The following is a 23710-nucleotide window of genomic DNA, read 5'->3' on the forward strand; positions in this document are numbered from 1 at the left end:
AATCAACTCCTTATTTTAAAAATACTCGATGAAGAATTAATCTTCTGATTTCTCTTGTGGACGCTCACCTTGTGGACGTTCACCGCTGTGATGGCTCACTGGACGAGCCGGCACAACTGTTGAGATCGCGTGCTTGTACACCATTTGGTTAACAGTATTCTTCAGCAGGATCACAAATTGATCGAATGATTCGATCTGACCTTGTAGTTTAATACCATTCACAAGGTAGATAGATACCGGGATACGCTCACGACGTAGCGCGTTTAGAAATGGGTCTTGTAGAGATTGCCCCTTAGCCATTTTTATTTTCCTTATTTAATTTGTAGTTGTAATTATTTAGCTAGTGGTGCAATGCAAAAGATACGGCTTTTGCATCTGAGCTAAACGAATCAAAAATGCACTCTAAGTAATTAGCAGCATAGTATAAAAACCGCCAACAACAGATCCTTTGAGAGTGCGTTCACGCAAAAACGATCACATTATACACAGCTATGTCAATCAGATGCTATTGCTTCCGACATCGTTTCTAATGCCTGTTCAATGTTCTCGCTATCCAACCAAGTTAAATCATCCCAGCTGCGTAACCAGGTGATTTGACGCTTGGCCAATTGACGAGTCGCGCATACGCCACGAAATACCGCTTCGTCACGTGTACACTCCCCATCTAAATACTCCCACATCTGTCGGTAACCGACGCATCGTATGGAAGGAAGATCGGGGTAAAGATCTTTTCGCGAATGTAACGCTTTCATTTCTTCTTCAAAGCCCGCTTCCATCATCTTCTCGAAACGGAGTTCAATCCGACGGTGAAGTTCTGCCCTATCCTTGGGAGCTATTGCAAACTGCTTGACTCGGTATGGTAGGCTTTCACCTTTCGTTTGAGTCAATTCAGTCAAAGTTTTACCTGAAATGCGAAAAACTTCCAATGCCCGAGATAAACGTTGGGGATCATTGGGATGGATTCTCGCGGCTGACACAGGATCAACCTCTTTGAGTTCATCGTGCAACACTGACCAACCTTTAGTCAATGCCTCTTGTTCAATTTGCTGACGAATTTCAGGATTTGCAGCAGGAAGTGGTGATAAACCTTCAAGTAACGCCTTGTAATACAGCATTGTTCCACCCACAAGAAGTGGAATTTTTCCTTCTGCAACAATATCATCCATCGCTTTCAATGCATCTCGACGAAAGTCGGCGACAGAGTAAGATTCACTTGGATCCAAAATATCTATCAAGCGATGAGGCGCCAAACTTAACTCTTTTTCATCCGGTTTCGCCGTACCGATATCCATCCCTTTGTAGATCAAAGCAGAATCAACACTGATGATCTCAATCGGAAATTTTTGACGAAGACGAATCGCCAGCTCAGTTTTGCCTGATGCAGTTGGCCCCATTAAAAATAGCGCCAAAGGTAGTTTATCTGTCATGGTTTTAATTTGGCTATCGTGGCAGAGAAATCAACAGCGGATACGAATTTTGTATCTTCTAATGGCAATTGACCATGTCTTAGCTGTTCAAGTTCCGCAATAATTTGAATGGCTTCAGAAAAAGTATAGTGACTCTTCACTGTCGTGACCTGTAATGCGAGCCAATCTATCAACTCAGACAGCATCTGAGCCGCTGCTATACCTTCGTTCACACAAGATTGCGCGTAAGATAACAGATCTGGTACTAAATTTTGTAAGTTTTGTTGACGCAGCGGAGCTGGGACGCCCATCACCATTAAGGCGTGCTCGTTTCTCGCTTTCAATTGAATACCAAGCAATGCCAAATCTTGTTGATAATCTTGGGCCAGTCTCACTAATTCGGCCTCTAACTTAATAGATAGAGGAACAAGCAGAGGTTGTGCCTTGAGTGCACCATCGCTTGGAGAAAGCTGGCCTTTTACACGATAAAATTCTGCTCTAGGTAACGAGACTAACGCCGCCCCACTGTCACTGCTCATCAAAACAAATTGTTCATCGACCACCATCAGCGCTTTGCCCAATGCAGTAATCGATGGCATTGATGTGTGCGAAGTTATCGTTTGGGGCGCTATTGGAGTGACTGCCTGAGCCTCAAACTCTGGCGTTTTCAACAGCTCGTGATAAGCGCGTACTTCTTGTTTAGTTGGCGCTGGTTCTACGTGGCGCTCTTTACTGTGACTTGGCTTTGGTGCAGGTTTGGATTCCACCCAATCATTACGTTTGAATGACTCCACTACGCGCGCCTCTCGCACGGAGGTTTCACTAGGACCGCTATTACGAGGCTTCACTTCATAATCACTGCGTCCAGGATAAGCCGGTGTACTCTCTATCGCTTGATAAACCCGCTCTGGTACTGGTGAAGATGCTGGCTCTTGTACATTTTCAGGCTCTGGCGAATGCTCAATCTCTTCGGACTCAGTCGGTTCCACGCGATGAAATGCCGATTCATTCACCTGTGGTTTATCAATCACGGCGCTTTGCGCAAGTGCATCCGTCAAAGCTTGATAGATGAAATCATGCACCAAACGAGCTTGGTGGAAACGCACTTCATGCTTAGCAGGGTGAACATTCACATCTACTTGGTGCGGATCTAGCTCAATAAAGAGCACATACGCAGCAAACTGATCTGGCTTTAAGCTCATTTCATAGCTTTGACGAATCGCGTGATTGATTAATTTGTCACGCATCATTCGGCCATTCACATAGCAATATTGTAAATCGCTTTGCTGCCTTGCTCCCTCTGGCGTGGTAATCCACCCATGTAGCTTTAACCCTTGATGCTCAAGCTCGATTCTGAGCATATGCCGCACAAACGCATTACCGCAGACAGCAGCAATACGCTTTTCGGTTTGAAGCTGATTTTTCGCCGCGCGATATTGACGGATGATCTTGCCGTTATGACGCACATTGATGGTGACATCAAAGCGACTTAACGCAATACGTTTCAATAACTCATCAATATGAGCAAATTCGGTTTTCTCCGTACGAAGAAACTTGCGACGCGCTGGAGTATTAAAAAATAAGTCCAACACCTCAACAGTCGTGCCAATCGGGTGCGCTGCTGGCTTAAGCTTCACCTGCATATCACGCCCTTCGGAGTAGGCACTCCAGGCTTCTTCTTGTGCCGCAGGACGCGACGTGAGCGTCAAACGCGAGACTGAGCTAATACTGGCTAACGCTTCACCGCGAAAACCTAGACTCATAATGGCTTCGAGATCATCTAAGGTATGTATCTTAGATGTCGCATGACGACTGAGCGCTAAGCCAAGTTCATCTTTCGCGATACCTTTTCCGTTATCACGAACACGAATCAGCTTTGCGCCTCCTTTCTCGATATCGATATCGATTCGAGTTGCGCCAGAATCAAGACTGTTTTCAACCAGTTCTTTAATCACAGAAGCAGGTCTTTCGACCACTTCCCCTGCGGCGATTTGGTTTGCAAGTCTGGCTGGCAAAATTTTAATCATCATAATGAGTTAGAAGCTCACCTACTTGTTTGGAATGATCAGGACTTGCCCAACCGCTAGCTGATCAGAGCGTAAGTTATTCGCTTTACGAATGCTCGATACGCTAACGCCGTATTTGGACGCTATTTTGCCAAGGAACTCACCCCGAGAAACCTTGTGCTTACGAATCGGTTTATCTTTTACCGCGACCGTTATCTTCAACTTTTGCCCTACCCACAAGGTATCTGACTTCAAGTTATTCTCTCGGCGGATATCTGAAACCTTCACTTTATAGTGATTCGCAATCTTACCTAAGAACTCACCAGACTTAACCTTGTGCGTAATGGTTTCTGTCTCAACAGTAATCGGTTTACTTGGCACTTTAATCGTACCAGCAGAAGGAATGTTGAGCTTCTGACCAATTGCCAAGCCTGTCGACTTCAAGTTGTTTGCCGACATCAGCGCTTTAGAGCTAAGCCCATATTTGTTCGCGATCACCGATAATGACTCGCCACGCTTTACAATATGTACCATTGGCTTCGCTGAAGGCGAGAACACCGTACCCTCTGGTGGGTTATCTTTTAAGTACTTGACGACCGCCTTAGTGATAGCCTGAGCTAACTTATCTTGGTGCGCTCGTTGAAACAGTAAACGCTCTTCTGTTGGGTTAGAAATAAAGCCCGTTTCCACTAGCACAGACGGAATCTGTGGAGAGCGTAAAACCGCAAGGCTGGTGTTGATCGGTTTGGTGTTATGCAGGTGCGCAACACGTCCCATCTCACCTAGGATTTCTGTTGCCAACTTATAGCCTTCTTTTTGTGAATGACTAAACTGCAAGTCCAACAAAGTTTGGTTCACGTTACGATCTTTTGTCTTCGTGAAGAACGCATTACCCGAGCCGCCCAATAACTCAGACTGTTTCTCATGGTTCTCGACCCAACGAGCAATTTCGGTATTTGCACGACGAGTATTTAGTACGAAGACCGATCCACCGCGAGGCTTCGGTGAAGTAAACGCATCTGCGTGAATGGAAATCAGCAAGTGCGCATCATTTTCACGAGCAATCGCGACACGACGGTTTAAGTTTACAAAATAATCTCCCGTACGAGTCATGCGCGTTTTAATACCAGGAGTCGCATCGAGCTGAGCAGCAATTTTTCTTGAGATACTCAATACCGCATCTTTCTCGTACTTACGACGTGAAGGGCCAATAGAGCCAGGGTCTTCCCCACCGTGACCAGGATCGATAACAATTAACACTTCTTGAGCTCGTTGAACTGAACTCATGTCTTTGCTGGCCGCCGCTGGCTTACTCGGTTTAGAGGTCGATGCCTTCTTACCGTGCGGTAAATCAATCACCAAGCGGTGACCATACTGCCCACCTGGTGTTGGGCTTAATTTAAATAATTCCGCTTGAACGCTCTTTTTTAGTTCAAACACCAAACGATAAGTGCCCTTCTCTGGAGGCGAGCTTTTTCGTACCAGTTTTAAAACAGGGCTATCCGTAACAGTAACAGGCAGTTTGGCCTGCATCGTCGTGCTTTTTAAATCCACGACAAGGCGATCCGGCCCTGATAAAGAGAAATAGGAATAGTCAGCTTCCGAGCCTAAATCGATGACAACACGTGTTTCATCAGGTGAAGGCCAAACTCGAAAACTCTTAACGACGTTAGCAAATGCTAAATTGGGGATGAGAAGGAGAAAAGTGGCGACAAACGTCGCCACTACTCTAAAATTTGAAAAACTCAACATAGCTCCAATCGACTGAGTAACTGCACACCATAATCATTATTAGCTGTTAGTTCGGCTACACGTTGCTCACCTTGGTAGCGAATGTTTACATCAAGATCCGGTTGTGGCAGTAAGCCATGCCCTTTTTCAGGCCATTCAACCAAGCAAATCGCATCGTCTGTGAAATAGTCTCGAATCCCCATAAACTCAAGCTCTTCAGGATCCGCAAGACGATAAAGGTCGAAGTGATATACTTGCCACTGATCCAACTGGTACGGTTCGACTAGAGTATAAGTTGGACTTTTCACGTTACCTTGATGACCAAGAGCACGGACAAAACCACGACTAAAGGTTGTTTTACCTGCACCCAAATCACCATGCAGATAAATTGTGGTTTGCTGGGAACAAAGCTGAGCCAGAGCGGTGCCTAGTGCAACCGTTTCATGCTCATCTTTTAAATTGAATTGTTTCGTGCTCATTGATGCTTCTCTAACTAATGATCGTTGACTATATAAAAATCAAAAGAACAGGAATAGTAAACCGTGTTGGTTTTGAGAGACAAGCTTTCAAATGTCATATGTGCGAAAAAAGTATCCAATAAACGGTATCTTAATCATCTTAGTATCGACCTAGATTTAGAATATATGCAAATGACTTCGATAAGCAGTATTCATAACATCAAAAACGTACCTAACTGGGTAGCACCAAAGCCAGAGATCCGTTAAGATCCGCCCCCCCCTTTATTCCGGTGGTTAACATGAACTACGAACAACTCGCACAACAAATCAAAGTTTGGGGAAAAGAACTCGGCTTCCAAAAAGTTGGGATCTGCGACGTTGATCTGAGTGAACATGAAGCAGCACTACAAAAATGGCTTGATGCAGGCTATCACGGCTCAATGGATTGGATGGCTCGTCACGGCATGATGCGTGCTAGACCCCATGAGCTACTCCCGGGAACCGTTCGTGTTATCAGCGTCCGGATGGACTATCTGCCACCAGAGGCTCAATTCGCTTCAAACCTCGCGAATAAAAGTCATGCCTATATTAGCCGCTACGCACTAGGGCGTGATTATCACAAGCTCGTCAGAAAGCAGCTAAATAAGCTCGGCAAACTTATTGAACAAGAGGTTGGTCAATATGGTTACCGACCTTTCGTTGATTCCGCACCAATATTAGAGCGACCTCTCGCCCAAAAAGCGGGCTTAGGTTGGACCGGGAAACATTCCCTGATTTTAGATCAAGACTGTGGATCGTGGTTCTTTTTAGGTGAACTACTTATCGACTTACCACTACCCGTAGATGAGCCAAGCGTTGATCAGTGCGGCAAATGCAAAGCATGCATTACATCATGCCCAACACAAGCCATCATTGAAGACAAAGTTGTCGATGCCAGGCGTTGTATCTCTTATCTCACCATCGAGTTCGATGGCGTGATTCCTGAAGAGTTTCGAAAGCCAATGGGTAACCGCATTTATGGTTGTGACGACTGTCAATTGGTTTGCCCATGGAACCGCTACGCCGACATAACGGAGCAAGATGATTTCCACCGTCGTGACAGTTTCAAAAACCCTGACCTCGTCGACATGTTTAACTGGGATGAAGTGACCTTTCTAAAAAATATGGAAGGCTCCGCTATCCGTCGTATTGGTCATATACAGTGGCTACGTAACATCGCTGTCGCACTTGGTAATGCAGAATATAGTCAGCGAATCATAGATGCGCTGGAAAGTCGGCAAGGTGAAAATAAATTACTTGATGAGCACATTAAATGGGCTTTGACAGAGCAACTGAATCAACTCCCCACTGAGAGTAATTCATCTATAGAGACGAAAAAGCAACGCTTAATAAGGATAGTCGAGAAGGGACTGCCGAGAGACGCATAGAGCGTAGTCTATATGCAAGAGATTGAAAGTACTTTTGCATGTTCAATTCATGACCTTGTTCTCAATTTTGTAATGTGGAAAAAAATTTGAGATTCAAGAAAAACAAGCTAGCAGAAAAAAGTTAAACACAGCTCGGAGAAATGACTAGGATCAAAAAAATACCAGTTAATGATCGTATTTTAACGTACTCGATCCGACAAAAAACTTATTTTTTCTTTGTATAACAAAGATTTAATTGGTATTTCTTTGTTGTTTCAACTTCATTTTAGAGAAAAGATCTTTCTTCCCCATCATAAAAAGTCAAGCTAAAAACACTTTATCAACCAACTTATCCACAGAACGACGTATGTGGATAACTCTGTTAATTAAAGTAGATAAAACACGCGAAGCCTCATCATACTTGTACGTCAGCCGATTCATATCGTGTTTTAAACACAAACGAAATCGTCCGACATCATATGATGCGGATAAAAGTTTAGCTTTTGGGGATTCATGCTTCGCAGCATTATGAAAAGAGCGATGTGATTGGTTGCGAGAAGCAGGCGTTGAATCAAGCGGCGCATCCGTAGACGACTTAACAATTGTATACTAAATAAGTACTCAATCTATCGTCTTGTATTTGGTTGCGGGGGCCGGATTTGAACCGACGACCTTCGGGTTATGAGCCCGACGAGCTACCAAGCTGCTCCACCCCGCGTCCGAGTGCTTCATCTTCGTTGATGATGAAGGCTTTGCTTTCATTTATAAAAAGAAACTGGAGCGACACACGAGGTTCGAACTCGTGACCTCAACCTTGGCAAGGTTGCGCTCTACCAACTGAGCTAGTGTCGCATTTTGTCACCGTTGAGCACGATGAGGGCTATATATTGGAGCGACACACGAGGTTCGAACTCGTGACCTCAACCTTGGCAAGGTTGCGCTCTACCAACTGAGCTAGTGTCGCATATTAACAGCAGTCGCTATTAATGGAATTTGGTTGCGGGGGCCGGATTTGAACCGACGACCTTCGGGTTATGAGCCCGACGAGCTACCAAGCTGCTCCACCCCGCGTCCGTATTGTGTCACCGTTGAGTACCGTGAGAACTATAAAACTGGAGCGACACACGAGGTTCGAACTCGTGACCTCAACCTTGGCAAGGTTGCGCTCTACCAACTGAGCTAGTGTCGCATTGGTTGCGGGGGCCGGATTTGAACCGACGACCTTCGGGTTATGAGCCCGACGAGCTACCAAGCTGCTCCACCCCGCGTCCGTATTGTGTCACCGTTAAGTACCGTGAGAACTATGAAACTGGAGCGACACACGAGGTTCGAACTCGTGACCTCAACCTTGGCAAGGTTGCGCTCTACCAACTGAGCTAGTGTCGCATCAACAACGTTTCCGCTGTTTAGGGCTGCGAATTATAAGAGCATTTTTTTGTGATGCAAGTCCTTCCTTCAAAAAAACTTTATTTTTTTACTGAACGACGAAAAAGCAATCAAAAGCGATATAAATTACAACAATTTGGATCGCAACCTTAACAGTTAAATCTTGAAAATAGTACCTCGATAGTACTTAAGTTCTGCGATGGACTCACGAATGTCGTCCAAGGCCAAATGTGTTCCCTGTTTTGTGAACCCATTTAGCACCTCAGGTTGCCAGCGACGTGCTAGTTCTTTAAGAGTACTAACGTCAACATATCGGTAATGGAAGAACTCTTCCAACTCAGGCATATGCTTGTATAAAAAGCGACGATCCTGCCCAATGCTGTTACCACATATTGGCGACGCCCCTTTTGGCACCCATTTTTCTAAAAATTCAATGGTTTGTGCGACTGCGTCTTGTTCTGAGATTTGACTGTTTCGAACGCGCTCCACCAAACCGCTTGCCGTATGCGTATTAGTACACCAGTCGTCCATTTTCGCCAGTTCTTCTTCCGGCTGATGAATCGCTAACACTGGACCTTCAGCCAAAATATTTAGTTCGCTATCCGTGACAATAGAAGCAATTTCGATGATTTTGTGCGTTTCAGGATCAAGCCCTGTCATCTCTAAATCAACCCAAATTAGGTTTTGATCGCTAAAGGACATGGTTACGCCGCCTATTTGTTTATCGATAAAAGAGGTACTATACCTCAAAATACGAGAAACACGATACTCATACACGGAGCCAAGAGTACGGCTCAACCATTTGAGTAAATTCACATAAAGTACAGAATTGTGGCAAAGAAGAAAAAGTTAACCAAAGGTCAGGTGCGACGCGTACGTAGCAACCAACAAAAGCGTTTGAAGAAGCAAGAAGAGTCCATCCAGTGGGATGAAAACATGCTAGGCGCCAGCAAGCAAGGTCTCGTGATCACTCGTTTTGGTCAGCACGCGGACATTGAAGACCTTGAAACAGGCGAAATTCAACGCTGTAACCTCCGCCGTGGTATTGAGTCTCTAGTATCTGGCGATCGTGTTTTATGGCGCGAAGGATTGGAGTCTATGGCGGGCATCTCTGGTGTTGTTGAAGCGGTAGAACCTCGCTCTTCAGTGCTCACTCGTCCAGATTATTACGATGGCCTAAAACCCGTTGCAGCCAATATTGATCAAATGGTCATTGTCTCTTCGGTATTACCAGAGCTATCGCTAAATATTATTGACCGCTATCTCGTTGCATCAGAAACACTGAATATTGCGCCATTGTTGGTCTTAAATAAAGTCGACCTTCTAGAAGCCGATGACCGTGCAATGTATGAAGAATGGCTCAAAGAATATGAACGCATTGGCTATAAAGTGCTTCTGGTCAGCAAGAAGTCTGGAGAAGGCATTGCTGAACTAGAAACCCTGCTGCGTGACCGAATTAATATCTTTGTTGGTCAATCAGGCGTAGGGAAATCCAGCTTAGTCAACGCGTTAATGCCGGAACTAGAGAGCGAAGTGGAAGAAGGCGAAGTCTCTGAGAACTCTGGCTTGGGCCAACACACCACGACGGCTGCACGTTTATACCACATTCCAACGGGTGGCGATTTGATCGACTCACCTGGAGTACGTGAATTTGGTCTTTGGCATTTGGAAGCAGAAGAAGTAACAAAAGCATTCGTTGAATTTCGACCATATTTAGGCGGTTGCAAGTTCCGAGATTGTAAACACAATGATGACCCAGGCTGCCTTCTACGCGAAGCTGTCGAGAACGGGGAAATTAACGAAACTCGCTTTGAAAACTATCATCGCATTTTGGAAAGCATGGTTGAAAACAAAGCAAATCGTCAGTATTCACGTAATAAAAAAGCCGATCTGTAATTGAGTTAAGGCTGTAACTGTGTAAAAAGTCTTCACCTAATACTGACAAGCAAATTAAATTTCAGTAACATCACGCGCCCAAAAGCGCGAATCTAACAGAAGTATCGGAATTAAAGATGGACAAGTTTAAAGTTGGACTGCAGTACTGGATCCCACAACACGGCCTCACTCGCCTAATGGGTAAACTGGCTTCAGCAAAAGCTGGCGGTCTAACAACAGCAGTTATTCGTTGGTTTATCAAACAATACAATGTGAATATGGATGAGGCAAAGCACTCAGATCCTAAGCATTTTAAAACGTTCAACGAGTTTTTCGTTCGTGAGCTAAAAGAAGGCGCACGCCCAATTTCTGAAGGCGAAAACGTCATCACTCATCCAGCCGACGCTTGTGTTAGCCAGTTTGGCCCTATTGAAGATGGTCAACTTATCCAAGCAAAAGGTCATCACTTCTCAGCACAAGAATTGCTGGGCGGTGACGCGAATTTAGCGGACGAATTTAAAGATGGTTCTTTTGCCACATTGTATCTATCTCCGCGCGATTACCACCGTGTACACATGCCATGTGACGGCACTCTGCGCCAAATGATTTACGTACCAGGTGACCTGTTCTCAGTAAACCCTCTGACAGCAGAAAACGTACCGAACCTATTTGCTCGTAACGAGCGTGTGGTGTGTATCTTCGATACTGAGTTTGGTCCAATGGCACAGGTGCTTGTTGGTGCGACAATTGTTGGTAGCATTGAGCAAGTATGGGCTGGCACTATCACTCCGCCTCGTGGAAACACTGTCTACAAATGGGATTACCCAGCAGAGGGTGACAAGGCCGTGATCTTGAAAAAAGGCGAAGAGATGGGCCGCTTCAAACTGGGTTCTACTGTTATTAACCTGTTTGCCAAAGACGCGATTGAGTTTGACGCAAGCATGGAAAACGGTAAGCCAACCGTTATGGGCACACCTTACGCCTTGAAAAAATAAGTAAAACACCGTTAAAGAGCCCTTTATTAAGGGCTCTTTTTATTGATAAAAAGCAAAACTCCGTTCGAAATTTAGCCTCTATTTCTCAAACTCATACCTGCCTCTAAGACCCTCATTCCACAATCAATTATCCTGCGCTTAGAATGAATATTTAGAGGGGCAGCCAATGCCAAAGATGAGTGTAAACACGTTGGCGAAATTGCTGGTGTGCTTTTTAATTCCGCTCGGTGTTTTGATGATGCCGATCGATGCTATTCCTATTGACGATCTCACTTTAATTCAGCATCGCCTGTTAGCTATTTTTCTTCTTGCTGCCCTACTTTGGGTTCTCGAGCCGGTTCCCGTTTTTGCTACGTCCATTCTTATTATCGCTCTTGAACTGATCATGATATCGGATAAAGGTTTGCATCTATTTCGCAATCCACCAGCGGGGCATGATTTAGGAGAGTTAATTGCTTACACCGATATTTTCTCGGCCTTCTCTTCACCGATCATTATTCTTTTTATGGGTGGTTTTGCTCTCGCGATTGCGGCTTCCAAATACGAGCTCGACAACAACCTCGCCCGAGTTCTATTAAAACCATTCGGCACACAACCTAAGTTCATCATGCTGGGCTTGATGTTAATTACCGCCGTTTTTTCAATGTTTATGTCCAATACTGCCACGACAGTGATGATGCTAGCCCTGCTTGGCCCCATCGTCGCTTCAGCACCTAAAGGGGATTTAGGCATTAAAGCACTGGTGTTGTGTATTCCAATTGCAGCGAATACAGGCGGCATTGCGACTCCGATAGGCACGCCACCTAATGCGATAGCGCTTCAATATCTCACTGGAGAAAACGCGATAGACTTCCTATCGTGGATGACAATGGGTCTACCATTTGTGTTGGTACAACTCACTGTAGCTTGGTTCTTGTTGCAAAAGCTGTTTCCGTCTAGCGAACCAGAAATGAAACTAAAGCTAGATGGTACATTCAAAAGGAGCTGGCGTGCGATCGTCGTCTACATCACTTTTGCACTAACCATTGTGCTTTGGATGACAACGAAAGTGCATGGCATGAATACATACGTTGTCGCGATTATCCCACTAACAGTGTTCACGTTAACGGGCATTATGGGAAAAGAAGAGCTCAAGCTGATTAACTGGGATGTTTTATGGCTGGTTGCCGGTGGTATAGCAATTGGTATTGCCTTAGACAAAACGGGCTTAGCCGAAGCATTAGCGCACGCCATTGATTACAGCCTGCTATCACCATTTGCCGTTGTTTTAGCCCTATCAGTAGTGTGTTGGTTAATGGCGAACTTTATGTCTAATACCGCAACAGCAAACTTATTGATGCCTATTGCTGCCGCTATTGGTACATCAATGCCAAGCCTTATTGCGGTTGGTGGCCTACAAGGTTTACTGGTTGTCGTCGCCTTCTCCGCATCACTTGGCATGATCTTACCGGTTTCCACACCACCAAACTCTTTGGCTTATTCAACAGGCCTCATCGAGAGCAAAGACATGGCGAAAGTAGGCCTGATTCTCGGTTTGATTGGTCTACTTATCGTGTATGGCGCAGTTTTGGTACTGTTTTAATCGAAGAGCTCCATGAAAAAGCGAGTTGTCATGGAGCTGCTCTCCAGCTACTACCCTTACAGAGCGGCTTTTACATCCCATAAATTTCGTGCATATTAAGACTCCTCTACTCTACAAGGACGTCGACACATCATGGGTTACGAATGGCTTGCTTTATGCGCCGCTTTTCTGTGGGCAGTTTCTAGCCTAATTTCGGTCATTCCTGCACAGCACCTAGGTGCATTTTCTTACAGCCGCTGGCGTATGGGCTGCACGGCCGTGATCTTATCAACAATGGCCTGGATAACTGGCGACTGGTTAACGGTTTCTTGGGAACATGTAACGCCAATGATGGCCTCAGGACTGATTGGTATTTTTATTGGTGATACCGCTCTATTCGCGTGTTTGAATCGTATGGGGCCAAGACAAGCCGGGTTACTCTTCTCTTGCCACGCCGTGTTCTCTGCCATCTTGGGCTACTTCTTATTTAGCGAAGTCATGACCACAATAGAACTACTGGGCGCATCATTGGTATTTAGCGGCGTGGTGATGGCGATATTCTTTGGCCGAAGAGGTCAAGTGAATAACGTCTTGGAAGACATTAAAGGTAACATCTGGGTGGGTATTGGACTTGGCTTAACCGCAGCAATGTGCCAAGCATTGGGCGGCATCATCGCCAAGCCAGTAATGCAAACCAGTATTGACCCAGTTGCGGCTTCTGCTATTCGAATGATCAGTGCCTTTTTCGCCCACAGCATGTTGTTAGTTCTAGGGGTCAAAGTCGCTCGCTCGACGCAACACATTACTTGGCGCGTATTTGGTATTACTGCGCTTAATGGTTTCTTGGCGATGGCCGTCGGCATGACGCTAATCTTATACGCACTGCAAGAAGGAAATGTAGGTATGGTTGCCCTTCTATCTTCAACCACGCCAATTATGTTGCTACCACTGCTCTGGATTTACACCAAACGCCGACCAAACCGATTTGCATGGTTGGGCGCAGCCCTAGCTGTGATTGGTGCGGGCATATTGGTTCAGTAACCTTGCAGACCAGCCCTTACTGCCAGATACAAAAAAGCCCGAGTTTAAACTCGGGCTTTTGTCATGCTGAGCCGTTAGTTAACTATTTAACTAGTACTTCACCCGTCATTTCTGCTGGGATTTCCAGACCAGCTAGAGAAAGCATGGTTGGTGCAAGGTCAGACAGTTTACCGCCTTCTTTGAATTCAACCGCTTTGTCACCTACATAGATTAGAGGCACTGGTAGGTTAGTGTGAGCAGTGTGGATGCCGCCAGTTTCAGGGTCGATCATCATTTCTGCGTTACCGTGGTCCGCAGTGATCAATAGTTGACCGCCAACTTCTTTGATTGCTTCAACCACTTTACCCACGCTTTCATCTAGAGCTTCGATTGCTTTCTCAGCCGCTTCATAAACGCCAGTGTGACCAACCATATCTGCGTTCGGGTAGTTACAGATGATGGTATCGAACTTACCTGATTTGATAGCCGCAACCATCTTCTCTGTTAGTTCTGGAGAGCTCATTTCAGGCTGCATGTCGTACGTTGCAACTTTTGGAGAAGCAACCAACTGACGCTCTTCGCCTTCGAATTCGTTCTCAACACCACCGTTGAAGAAGAAAGTCACGTGTGCGTATTTCTCTGTTTCAGAGATACGTAGCTGAGTTTGACCTTGTTTAGATAGCCACTCACCGTAAGTGTTTTCTAGAGACGCAGGTGGGAATGCGATAGCTAGAGGGATATCAGCCGCGTATTGAGTCAGCATCACAAAGTTGATTGCTGGGAATACTGCACGCTCAAAGCCGTCAAACGCAGGAACGAATGCACGAGTGATTTGACGTGCACGGTCAGCACGGTAGTTCATGAAGATAACCGCATCACCATCTTGCATGATTGCGTCTTCTTGACCTTCCGCTTTGATAGTTGTTGCTTTAACGAATTCGTCGTTTTCTTCACGAGCGTAAGCCGCTTCTAGACCTGCAACTGCCGTTTCTGCTGTGAACTCAGCTTTAGCTTGAGTTAGAAGATCGTAAGCAACTTGGACGCGATCCCAGTTGTTGTCACGGTCCATTGCGTAGTAACGACCTACTAGAGAAGCAACGCGGCCTTTACCTAGTTTCGCAAATAGGTCTTGGAAACGTTGTAGTGAGTTTTCAGCACTACGTGGTGGTGTGTCACGGCCGTCTAGGAAGCAGTGTAGGTAGATTTTCTCTGCGCCACGCGCCGCTGCCATTTCAACTGCAGCGTAAATGTGGTCTTCGTGAGAGTGAACACCGCCTGGAGACATCAGGCCCATGATGTGTACTGCTTTTTCAGCTTTCACTGCAGAGTCGATAGCTTCAACTAGCGCAGGCGTTTCTTCGAACTCACCATCCGCAATTGATTTAGTGATACGAGTCAGGTCTTGGTATACAACGCGGCCTGCACCAATGTTAGTGTGACCAACTTCAGAGTTACCCATTTGACCATCAGGAAGGCCAACATCCATGCCTGAAGCAGAGATTAATGTGTGTGGGTTATTCGCAATCAGAGCATCCATTACTGGTGTTTTCGCATTCGCAATTGCGTTACTTGCTGTGTCTTCACGGTAACCGTAACCGTCAAGGATAACTAGAGCCAGTGGCTTCTTAGCTGACATAGTGATGACCTCATCAAATTTAAGTAACTTTTGGCGTAGGGCCTCGCTGCCCTATCTAACCTTGAAACAAAACTAGCGTAATTTTACTACACTTTTTAACCAAAACTGTAGGTTAAGATCAAATAATGTTTGCGATTTATTGTTGCTATCTTACAAGTTAAGCGAACAACGAGTCAGTGCCGACAAACGTGTTCCACAAGCATAGTCATTTCTAATACGCTTTGTACACCCCAGTCTAAGTTCGGTTTTCTTACGCTTCTCATTCTTATTTTTGCACTTGAAACAGTGCTAATTTAAAGCAACATCAAACAAGATGGGTTAATACCTATTATTCTCTTTTCTCAGTAAAACAGAAGTCACTTAAACCGATAAGTCCAATAGGCCAAAGCAATCAAGCTACCAGAGCGAAATGTACGGATAGTAAGGGCATAACGGGTTTATAGAGATCTCAATTATTCGTTAGAAAATTTTAACCCTCTCGCCTAAGAGCCGTAACCTCGCTATACTCCTGCTTTATTTTTCCGCCAACAGCGTAAGAGCTCAAGACATGCAAGAGTACATTGAATTTTTCCAACAGAACATGATTCTATCTTTGGTTTGGGTAGGTCTTCTTGTCGCCTTTATCATGAACATCGTGAAATCAGCGACAGCCGCATACAAAGAAATCAACGTAAACCAACTGACTCATCTTATGAACCGTGAAAACGGCGTTGTAGTGGATATCCGTACCAAAGACGAGTTCAAAAAAGGTCATATCACCGACTCACTTCACATTTTACCGTCAGACATCAAAGCGGGTAACTTGGGTAGCCTTGAAAACCACAAATCAGACCCAATCATTGTGGTATGTAAGACAGGACAGACCGCTCAAGAAAGCGCAAACCTACTAGTAAAAGCAGGCTTCGAAAACGTGAGCCTACTAAAAAATGGTTTGATTGCGTGGAACGAAGCGAACCTGCCGTTAGTTCGCGGTAAGAAGTAGGAACGTGGCAAGAACGAAAGTTCGTGTTTAAACGCGCTTTTACCAAGCCTCGCGGACAAAAAACTGAGCAAATTGAAAGCAGTTGGAGCACTAAGTTGTGACGCTTTGCACGTAATACACGCTTCATCTAGTCAAGGTAGATTGGCTCAGTTAGTCTCAGGACATACCAGTTTTCTGAGCTTAGACGTTTCTAGGCTCAACAAATATTGATTTAAGGATTAAAAAATGGCTGAAGCAGCACCTCAAGACGCACAACAAAACTTCGCAATTCAACGCATCTTCCTAAAAGACGTTTCTTTTGAAGCGCCGAACTCTCCAGTAATTTTCCAGAAAGAGTGGAACCCAGACGTTAAACTAGACCTAGACACTCAAAGCCGTGAGCTTGGTGAAGGCGTTTACGAAGTTGTTCTACGCCTAACCGTTACTGTGAAGAACGAAGAAGAGACTGCGTTCCTATGTGAAGTTCAACAAGGTGGTATCTTCACTGCTGAACAAATGGAAGCTGGTCAACTTGCACATTGCCTAGGCGCATTCTGCCCGAACATCCTATTCCCATACGCTCGTGAAACTATCTCAAGCCTAGTCGTTAAAGGTACGTTCCCTCAACTGAACCTAGCGCCAGTAAACTTTGACGCGCTATTCATGAACTACCTACAACAGCAAGCTCAACAAGGCGAAGCTGAAGCGTAATTCACGTTTTATAAGTGACGAATAGCCACAGTGCTGACGTCACCGACTCAAATAAAATGCACAGAGCGTCTACCATCCGATGCAATGTGCATTTTTTATTTCTGACAAAAGTTCCTAGTTCCTAATCGCCAGAAGGCGTAAAATTTGACGATTAGGAACTAGATTCTACTAGTAGCAAGACAATTAGGCGGTAGCATGACACAAGCAAATACAAACAATGCTTACGGTAAAGACATCGCAATGACTGTGATTGGCGCAGGCTCATACGGCACCTCTTTGGCAATTTCACTCGCTCGTAACGGCGCGAACGTTGTCCTTTGGGGACACGAGCCAGAGCACATGGCTCGCCTAGAAGCAGACCGAGCTAACCATGCCTTCTTACCAGGTGTTGATTTCCCTGAAAGCTTGATCATTGAATCGGATTTAGAAAAAGCCGTTCAAGCAAGCCGAGATTTGTTGGTTGTGGTTCCAAGCCATGTCTTTGGCATCGTGCTAAACAGCTGTAAACCATTCTTGCGCGAAGACTCTCGCATCTGTTGGGCAACCAAAGGGCTTGAACCTGAAACGGGGCGCCTGCTGAAAGACGTCGCTTATGACATTATCGGTGAAAACTACTCACTAGCAGTATTGTCTGGCCCAACGTTTGCGAAAGAGCTCGCAATGGGTATGCCGACTGCAATTTCAGTTGCGTCTCCAGATTCTGAATTTGTTGCGGATCTACAAGAAAAAATCCACTGTAGCAAAACCTTCCGCGTATATGCCAATAGTGACTTTATTGGTATGCAATTGGGCGGCGCTGTGAAAAACGTTATTGCGATTGGTGCGGGTATGTCTGATGGTATTGGTTTTGGCGCCAACGCCCGTACTGCATTAATTACTCGTGGCTTGGCTGAAATGAGTCGCCTTGGTGCTGCGCTGGGTGCACAGCCAGAAACCTTTATGGGCATGGCAGGTTTAGGCGATCTTGTCCTGACATGTACCGATAACCAATCACGTAACCGACGCTTTGGCTTGGCATTAGGCCAAGGTAAAGACGTTGATACGGCTCAAGAAGAAATTGGCCAAGTGGTTGAGGGTTACCGCAATACAAAAGAAGTATGGCTACTCTCTCAACGTATGGGTGTTGAGATGCCGATAGTTGATCAAATTTATCAAGTATTGTATCAAGGAAAAGATGCGCGCTTAGCAGCGCAAGATTTACTTGCTCGTGACAAAAAAGCCGAAGGAAAGTAGCAATCTACCGCCCTTTGCAGCTCATCTGAGAAAAATTGAAGTTGTCGGGTCACGGAAGAACCACTCTGGATATTGAGAATGAAACACTGCGAAAAACAAAAAGTCTGGAACAAAATTGTCTCAGAAGCCCGTGAAATGTCAGAACAAGAGCCTATGCTGGCGAGCTTCTATCATGCCACCATTATCAAGCATGAAAGTTTGTGTGCCGCTCTGAGTTATATTCTGGCTAACAAATTGAACACCGCTTCCATGCCAGCGATGGCTGTGCGTGAAGTGGTTGAAGAAGCCTTTGCGGCAGATCCAACCATCACTGACGGCGCGGCTTGTGATATTTGTGCCACGGTCAATCGCGACCCTGCTGTTTCAATGTACTCAATGCCATTGCTGTACCTAAAAGGCTATCACGCACTGCAAGGCTACCGAGTAGCAAACTGGCTGTGGAAGCAAGGTCGTCACGCTCTTGCGACTTACCTACAAAATCAGATTTCGGTAGCATGTCAGGTCGATATCCACCCTGCAGCGCGCATTGGTAGTGGCATCATGCTCGACCATGCAACAGGCATCGTGATTGGTGAAACTGCCGTGGTCGAAAACGACGTGTCTATACTGCAAGATGTCACCCTTGGTGGTACTGGTAAAGAATGCGGTGATCGTCACCCGAAAATTCGCGAGGGTGTGATGATCGGAGCTGGTGCAAAGATTCTTGGCAATATCGAAGTCGGTGAAGGCGCGAAAATCGGATCTTGCTCTGTGGTATTGCAAGCCGTGCCTCCTCACACAACGGTGGCTGGCGTGCCTGCAAAAATCGTCGGACGTCCAAAAACGGACAAACCCTCTCTCGATATGGATCAAGGCTTTAACGGCAAGTCGCAAAGCTTTATCCATGGAGATGGTATTTAATCGTCAACAAACCTTTTTGACAACAACGTGGTAGGTAACTCTCAAGTGCGAAAACAAAATCACCCTGTTCTACGCTCGGCTATTTTATTAACTTGTGCTTTATCTGCCACTTATCCCATTACCTCCTCTGCTGTGAGTCAGCAAGAGCTCAAAGGCGTATCCAGTGAGATAAGCCGTCAGCGCAAATCGCTCTCTTCCCAAGAAAAGCAGCTCAATGAGTTACAGAAATCACTAAAAGATCAAGAGCTTGGTATTTCTAAGCTTGAGCGTGAAATACGACAAACCAAGTCTAACCTCGCACAAGCAGACAAAAACATAGAAAACCTAGAAGAGAAAATTGCCTTGCAAGAAGCACAGCGTCAAGAGCAAGAAGAAGAACTCAAACAGCTGCTGCAAACGTATTACGTAACCGAGCGAGCGAAGGCCAATGGTCACTTGTTAAATCAAGGTGTGGAAGAAGACCGCATGAGCCAATACTTCCAGCATTTAGCTAAAGCACGTGCTGAAGTGATTGATGCGATCACCAAAATAACCCAAGAATTAGCGCACAACAAAAACCAACTCGAGCTAGAAAAAGAGCAAATCGAGACTCTGCTCAAGCAGCAATCCGAAAAACGTACAGCGCTAGCGAGTACACAATCCAAGCGTAAGCAAACCCTGAATAAAATTCAGAGCAGTATCAAGAATGACAAACGCTACTTAGCAGAGCTGCAACGCAACGAAACCCGTTTAAAAGCAGAGATCGCCAAAGCAGCGAAGCGTAATGCGGTGCCAATGGACGGACTCGGCAAACAGCGCGGTAAGTTGCCTTGGCCACTAAAAGGCAGTGTGTTACACAACTTTGGTACGCGACAAACCGGGCAGGTAAACTGGAAGGGCATGGTGCTGTCTGCCAACTATGGTCAACAAGTGAAAGCCGTTTATCCTGGTACTGTCGTATTTGCGGAGTATCTGCGCGGATACGGTTTAGTGGTACTGCTCGACCACGGCAAAGGTGACATGACCCTCTATGGTTACAACCAAGCCTTAACTAAAAAAGAAGGCGACCGAGTCACCGCCGGCGAAGTGATTGCTCTCGCGGGTGATACGGGCGGTCAAGACAGGCCATCGCTGTACTTCGAAATTCGTCGTAATAGTGAAGCGCAGAATCCGAAATCTTGGTTAAAGCGCTAATTATCTGACTTATTGACTTGTCATAAAAAAGGAGCCACTCGGCTCCTTTTTTGTATTCATATTTTGGAAAATACTATGCGTAGTAGGTTTCTACCGCATCAATAAAAGCATTCACATCATCTTTGCTTAACGCGTTGATTCCTGCCGCCGCCTCTCGCCCCCCACCTGTCGGGAACTGACCACACACGGCCACGGCACCTTGTTTATTGTTTAACGGGGCACGGAGTGAAACCGTATAAGTCCCATCTGCATTTTCAGTAAGTACCGCATGCGCAGAGTCAGGGTTTTGGTTTGCCAGCCAGTTGCCATAAACACCACTGATTCGGCGTGATGCCGCCGTGTTTGGTAACTCAAACAACTTCAGCTTACCGCTCTCATGCATGGCAGGCACTGCGAGAGCCGCCTCCATGTCTTGTTGGTAAGCCGATTGCAATTGGTAGTATGGCGAGGCCGTATCTTCAATAGCTTCAAATGGTGACGTGTACTTCAGCAAAGCTCGGTACAGCTCTGCAGGATGAAAGTGTAAATCTTCAACTTTCGAGCCGTAGCCGTTGTAGTTAATTAAAGTACCCAGCTCTTTTAGCTGCTCTTTCTGTTGCTGCGACAAGCCCGCGTTATTCGCTAACTCATCGGCTTTAGCAATCATGTTATCGCCATAAGCCGCCGTAATCGCCCAGTCATGAAAACGTCCATCGAGCAACTTATCGACAATCAACGCCGTGCACATGTTGGCATCGAGATCGATGTGCGCATCCAAATTACCATGCTGAGGAATGTCGCCCGCTTTGTGATGATCGGCGTAAAAGACGTGCGCGCCTTGAGCCAAAGCTTGCTCTAGACCTGCCATGTTCTTTTCCATCGAAATGTCTAACACAGTCAGCTCATCACCCGCTTGCACGTCTACTTTTTCCACCAGCTTGATGTCGCGCTTTACACCGGTTATTAACTGGGCATCGACAGGATCAGCCAAACGCAATTGTAGAAGAGCAATGATGCCATCAGCATCACCATTAAAAATGTCGTAATTCATGGGGCGATAGTTCCTTTATCGAGAATCTTATCCCTGCAAGGGTTTTTAGCGTATGGGACTATTGTGCGTGGCATATTTGACAAGTCAACTCGAGCCACGACTCGAAAATGAGAGTGACTCTCGAAATATTAAGCAGTTTGACGTTTAACTGTGTAGATTGCTAACCGCATCTTCTAATAACAGTAGCTGCTCTAAGCCCTGCTCAGTTGCTAATGGCTTAACGACATTAAGCATCTGCAACATCCCTTGCTTCACCATTTGCTCGGTAATGTTGGTTTTTGAAGCCATCGCGGATTGATACGCCAACCAACTACACGCAATCAAGTGCAATGTACATACCAATGACTTCAACTGTTGTTGATCGACATTCAACAGCTTCATCGTTACGAACTCTTGCATAATAGCAATGAGGTTCGCTTGCAGCTTCTCTTGCACATCGATGTACTGTTCGTGTAGCTGTTCATCTCGTGACAAAATTTCTGGTAAGTTTGCGTAGAAAAAGCGGTATTTCCACATCAAGGTAAAAATAGAGTCTAGGTAGCTCTTCAGCATAGTCAGGCTCTCTTGCGAACCTTGAATAGGGGTAAATCTTTCTAAAAGTTCTGCTGAATAAAGCGCAAAGATCTCGCGAACGATTTCTTGCTTATTGCGGAAGTGGTAATACAGATTACCAGGGCTAATTTCGATGTGATCGGCAATGTGATTGGTGGTGATGTTGCGCTCACCATGTTGGTTGAACAACTCCAGTGCCGCGTAGACGATTTTGTCGCGCGTTTTCATTGTTATCGTGTTCCCTCTTCATTAACGAATCGAGTATAGCGACTTCACCAACCTAGGTCGATAGAGGCTCCAAATACAGTAACATAACAGACCAGTTAAGATGCCAGTTGAGTTGGCGACAAGGTCTAACCAAGAAGTTTGTCGCCCTACATACCCTTGCAACCACTCAATAACGGCGCTGAATAGCAAAATACTAATCGCCACCGCCCAACGTTGACGCCAACGCCACACGCAAAAACAACCTAAAAACGCAAAGCCGCTGTACGCCATAGCGTGCTGCATTTTGTCGAGATACGCGATATTGCCCCAGTCTTGCAGTTCACCTGAACTCAGAGATAAAAAAGCGATCAATATGGCGTAGCTAAAGATGACGAAACGTGCAGCCGTCAGGTTCATTGGACGTCCTTATGCAATTGGAAATGGAAAGGCCGTCACTTGATCAATGTGGTCACAGCCTAGCGCCAGCATGATCAAACGATCGATACCCAACGCGACCCCTGCACAATCTGGCAACCCTGCTTCCAGTGCAGAGATCAGATGATAATCGATCGGCTGTGGTTTTAAACCCATTTCGATACGCTTTGCGTTATCTTGTTCAAAGCGCGCTAATTGCTCTTTCGGGTTATCCAGTTCATGAAATCCGTTCGCCAGCTCTATCCCCTTAAAGTACACTTCAAAACGATCCGCGACGCGATGATCTTGAGGATTGATTTTCGCAAGCGCCGCCTGTGATGCAGGGAAGTCGTACACAAAAGCCGGCACGTCCTGACCAATTTTGTTTTCTACTCCCACGCTAAATAGTAGTTGCAGCAGCGTATCGCGATCTTCTTCTGGCTCAGCAATGTCACTCAAACCCAGCTTGCTTGCCGCCGCTTTCAGCTCAGTCATCGAGCCTTCCAGTGGACACACACCCAACACATCAATGAAGGCTTGCTGATACGTCATGCGCTGCGCTGCGCCACACTTCAATACCAGCTGCAACAGGTCATCCATTTCATCCATCAATTTATGATGGTCAAAGCCAACGCGATACCACTCCAACATCGTGAATTCAGGGTTGTGGTAGCGACCATTCTCTTCATTACGAAATGCTTTGTTGATTTGATAAATACAACCGCTGCCCGCAGCCAAAAGGCGCTTCATATGGAATTCTGGGCTGGTCATAAAAAACAGCTTACTGCCATCGGCGTAGCCTGGGCCAACAAACTCGGTTTGGAAAGTATGCAAATGAATGTCAGTCACGGTTGCGTGACTCATGGCTGGCGTATCGACTTCCATCACCTGTCGGTCAGCGAAGAATTGTCGAATCGACGCGATTAACGTCGCACGTTGACGAAGTTGGTCAATGGAAGCAGTAGGTTGCCAGTTGGTTTGCATAACAAGTCTCTCAAACTTTAATTCAGCGAGGAAAGTCTCATTCTACATGCTTTTTACTCTTCAAG

Annotated in this window: 21 protein-coding genes and 7 tRNA genes; 10 read left to right on the top strand and 18 right to left on the bottom strand. The window is 45.7% G+C overall.

The features are described from left to right. Positions 1–36 precede the first annotated feature (36 nt). From hfq to tsaE, 5 genes are all read right to left on the bottom strand, one after another. On the bottom strand, positions 37–300 hold the full coding sequence (gene hfq, locus NL626_RS19820) for an RNA chaperone Hfq (RefSeq protein ID WP_005381379.1): 264 nt from the start codon (positions 298–300) through the stop codon (positions 37–39). Between the two features lie 194 nt (positions 301–494). Next, on the bottom strand, positions 495–1427 hold the full coding sequence (gene miaA / locus NL626_RS19825; protein ID WP_253657666.1) for a tRNA (adenosine(37)-N6)-dimethylallyltransferase MiaA: 933 nt from the start codon (positions 1425–1427) through the stop codon (positions 495–497). Then, on the bottom strand, positions 1424–3436 hold the full coding sequence (mutL, locus tag NL626_RS19830) for a DNA mismatch repair endonuclease MutL (protein ID WP_253657667.1): 2013 nt from the start codon (positions 3434–3436) through the stop codon (positions 1424–1426). The genes miaA and mutL overlap by 4 nt, the downstream gene beginning before the upstream one ends. Positions 3437–3454: 18 nt before the next feature. Continuing rightward, on the bottom strand, positions 3455–5164 hold the full coding sequence (locus NL626_RS19835; protein WP_005381374.1) for an N-acetylmuramoyl-L-alanine amidase: 1710 nt from the start codon (positions 5162–5164) through the stop codon (positions 3455–3457). After that, positions 5158–5622, bottom strand: coding sequence for a tRNA (adenosine(37)-N6)-threonylcarbamoyltransferase complex ATPase subunit type 1 TsaE (gene tsaE, locus NL626_RS19840; protein WP_005381372.1), 465 nt, complete (start codon positions 5620–5622; stop codon positions 5158–5160). The genes NL626_RS19835 and tsaE overlap by 7 nt, the downstream gene beginning before the upstream one ends. A gap of 278 nt (positions 5623–5900) precedes the next feature. On the opposite strand from tsaE, the gene queG reads away from it, so the two are divergent. Continuing rightward, a complete protein-coding gene (gene queG, locus NL626_RS19845) occupies positions 5901–7028 on the top strand; it encodes a tRNA epoxyqueuosine(34) reductase QueG (RefSeq protein WP_253657668.1) in 1128 nt (375 codons plus the stop codon). Between the two features lie 620 nt (positions 7029–7648). Here the strand turns inward: queG and NL626_RS19850 are convergent. The 8 genes from NL626_RS19850 to orn all read right to left on the bottom strand — a co-directional run bounded on the left by NL626_RS19850 (position 7649) and on the right by orn (position 9095). Then, positions 7649–7725 (bottom strand) — tRNA-Met (locus NL626_RS19850). Positions 7726–7783: 58 nt separating this feature from the next. Further along, positions 7784–7859: transfer RNA gene (locus NL626_RS19855), tRNA-Gly, on the bottom strand. A gap of 36 nt (positions 7860–7895) precedes the next feature. Next, positions 7896–7971, bottom strand: a tRNA-Gly gene (locus tag NL626_RS19860). 30 nt (positions 7972–8001) lie between these two features. Beyond that, positions 8002–8078 (bottom strand) — tRNA-Met (locus tag NL626_RS19865). A 42-nt stretch (positions 8079–8120) separates the two neighbouring features. Beyond that, positions 8121–8196: transfer RNA gene (locus NL626_RS19870), tRNA-Gly, on the bottom strand. A gap of 2 nt (positions 8197–8198) precedes the next feature. Then, a tRNA-Met gene (locus tag NL626_RS19875) sits at positions 8199–8275 on the bottom strand. A 42-nt stretch (positions 8276–8317) separates the two neighbouring features. Continuing rightward, positions 8318–8393, bottom strand: a tRNA-Gly gene (locus tag NL626_RS19880). A gap of 156 nt (positions 8394–8549) precedes the next feature. Next, complete coding sequence (gene orn, locus NL626_RS19885; RefSeq protein ID WP_017635574.1) at positions 8550–9095, bottom strand: oligoribonuclease; 546 nt, start codon at positions 9093–9095, stop codon at positions 8550–8552. A 129-nt stretch (positions 9096–9224) separates the two neighbouring features. Between orn and rsgA the strand changes: the two genes are divergently transcribed. From rsgA to NL626_RS19905, 4 genes are all read left to right on the top strand, one after another. After that, positions 9225–10289 (top strand): small ribosomal subunit biogenesis GTPase RsgA, encoded by a 1065-nt coding sequence (gene rsgA / locus NL626_RS19890; RefSeq protein WP_025768798.1) that lies wholly within the window; start codon positions 9225–9227, stop codon positions 10287–10289. 116 nt (positions 10290–10405) lie between these two features. After that, positions 10406–11263, top strand: coding sequence for an archaetidylserine decarboxylase (gene asd / locus NL626_RS19895; RefSeq protein WP_005381465.1), 858 nt, complete (start codon positions 10406–10408; stop codon positions 11261–11263). Positions 11264–11429: 166 nt separating this feature from the next. After that, complete coding sequence (locus NL626_RS19900) at positions 11430–12845, top strand: DASS family sodium-coupled anion symporter (protein WP_253657669.1); 1416 nt, start codon at positions 11430–11432, stop codon at positions 12843–12845. Positions 12846–12977: 132 nt separating this feature from the next. Next, positions 12978–13865 (top strand): DMT family transporter, encoded by an 888-nt coding sequence (locus tag NL626_RS19905; RefSeq protein ID WP_253657670.1) that lies wholly within the window; start codon positions 12978–12980, stop codon positions 13863–13865. Between the two features lie 82 nt (positions 13866–13947). On the opposite strand, the gene gpmM is transcribed toward NL626_RS19905, so the two are convergent. Then, on the bottom strand, positions 13948–15480 hold the full coding sequence (gene gpmM / locus NL626_RS19910; RefSeq protein ID WP_033907178.1) for a 2,3-bisphosphoglycerate-independent phosphoglycerate mutase: 1533 nt from the start codon (positions 15478–15480) through the stop codon (positions 13948–13950). Positions 15481–16027: 547 nt separating this feature from the next. Here gpmM and NL626_RS19915 point away from each other — a divergent pair. The 5 genes from NL626_RS19915 (at position 16028) to NL626_RS19935 (ending at position 20458) form a co-directional block, all read left to right on the top strand. After that, positions 16028–16462: a rhodanese-like domain-containing protein gene (locus NL626_RS19915; RefSeq protein ID WP_005386415.1), complete on the top strand. Its 435-nt coding sequence runs from the start codon at positions 16028–16030 to the stop codon at positions 16460–16462. A 225-nt stretch (positions 16463–16687) separates the two neighbouring features. Next, entirely contained in the window at positions 16688–17152 is a 465-nt protein-coding gene (secB, locus tag NL626_RS19920) for a protein-export chaperone SecB (protein ID WP_005386410.1), read from the top strand. Positions 17153–17347: 195 nt separating this feature from the next. After that, positions 17348–18385 (top strand): NAD(P)H-dependent glycerol-3-phosphate dehydrogenase, encoded by a 1038-nt coding sequence (gpsA, locus tag NL626_RS19925; protein ID WP_005381474.1) that lies wholly within the window; start codon positions 17348–17350, stop codon positions 18383–18385. Positions 18386–18463: 78 nt separating this feature from the next. Then, a complete protein-coding gene (cysE, locus tag NL626_RS19930) occupies positions 18464–19285 on the top strand; it encodes a serine O-acetyltransferase (RefSeq protein WP_005381475.1) in 822 nt (273 codons plus the stop codon). Between the two features lie 27 nt (positions 19286–19312). Then, the gene (locus NL626_RS19935; RefSeq protein ID WP_005381476.1) at positions 19313–20458 is read left to right on the top strand and encodes a murein hydrolase activator EnvC; all 1146 of its coding nucleotides are present in this window, start codon (positions 19313–19315) and stop codon (positions 20456–20458) included. Between the two features lie 73 nt (positions 20459–20531). Here NL626_RS19935 and NL626_RS19940 read toward each other — a convergent pair whose 3' ends face one another. The 4 genes from NL626_RS19940 to epmA form a co-directional block, all read right to left on the bottom strand. Continuing rightward, a complete protein-coding gene (locus tag NL626_RS19940; protein WP_054575298.1) occupies positions 20532–21488 on the bottom strand; it encodes an acetyltransferase in 957 nt (318 codons plus the stop codon). A gap of 144 nt (positions 21489–21632) precedes the next feature. Continuing rightward, the gene (locus tag NL626_RS19945; RefSeq protein ID WP_005381480.1) at positions 21633–22268 is read right to left on the bottom strand and encodes a TetR/AcrR family transcriptional regulator; all 636 of its coding nucleotides are present in this window, start codon (positions 22266–22268) and stop codon (positions 21633–21635) included. A 21-nt stretch (positions 22269–22289) separates the two neighbouring features. Continuing rightward, the gene (locus NL626_RS19950) at positions 22290–22664 is read right to left on the bottom strand and encodes a VanZ family protein (RefSeq protein ID WP_213968946.1); all 375 of its coding nucleotides are present in this window, start codon (positions 22662–22664) and stop codon (positions 22290–22292) included. Positions 22665–22673: 9 nt separating this feature from the next. Further along, positions 22674–23645 (bottom strand): elongation factor P--(R)-beta-lysine ligase, encoded by a 972-nt coding sequence (gene epmA, locus NL626_RS19955; RefSeq protein WP_005381485.1) that lies wholly within the window; start codon positions 23643–23645, stop codon positions 22674–22676. Positions 23646–23710 lie beyond the last annotated feature (65 nt).

This window comes from Vibrio sp. Y58_MX_L22, from assembly GCF_024181865.1.
In the GTDB taxonomy this organism is placed as follows: Bacteria; Pseudomonadota; Gammaproteobacteria; order Enterobacterales; family Vibrionaceae; genus Vibrio; species Vibrio alginolyticus.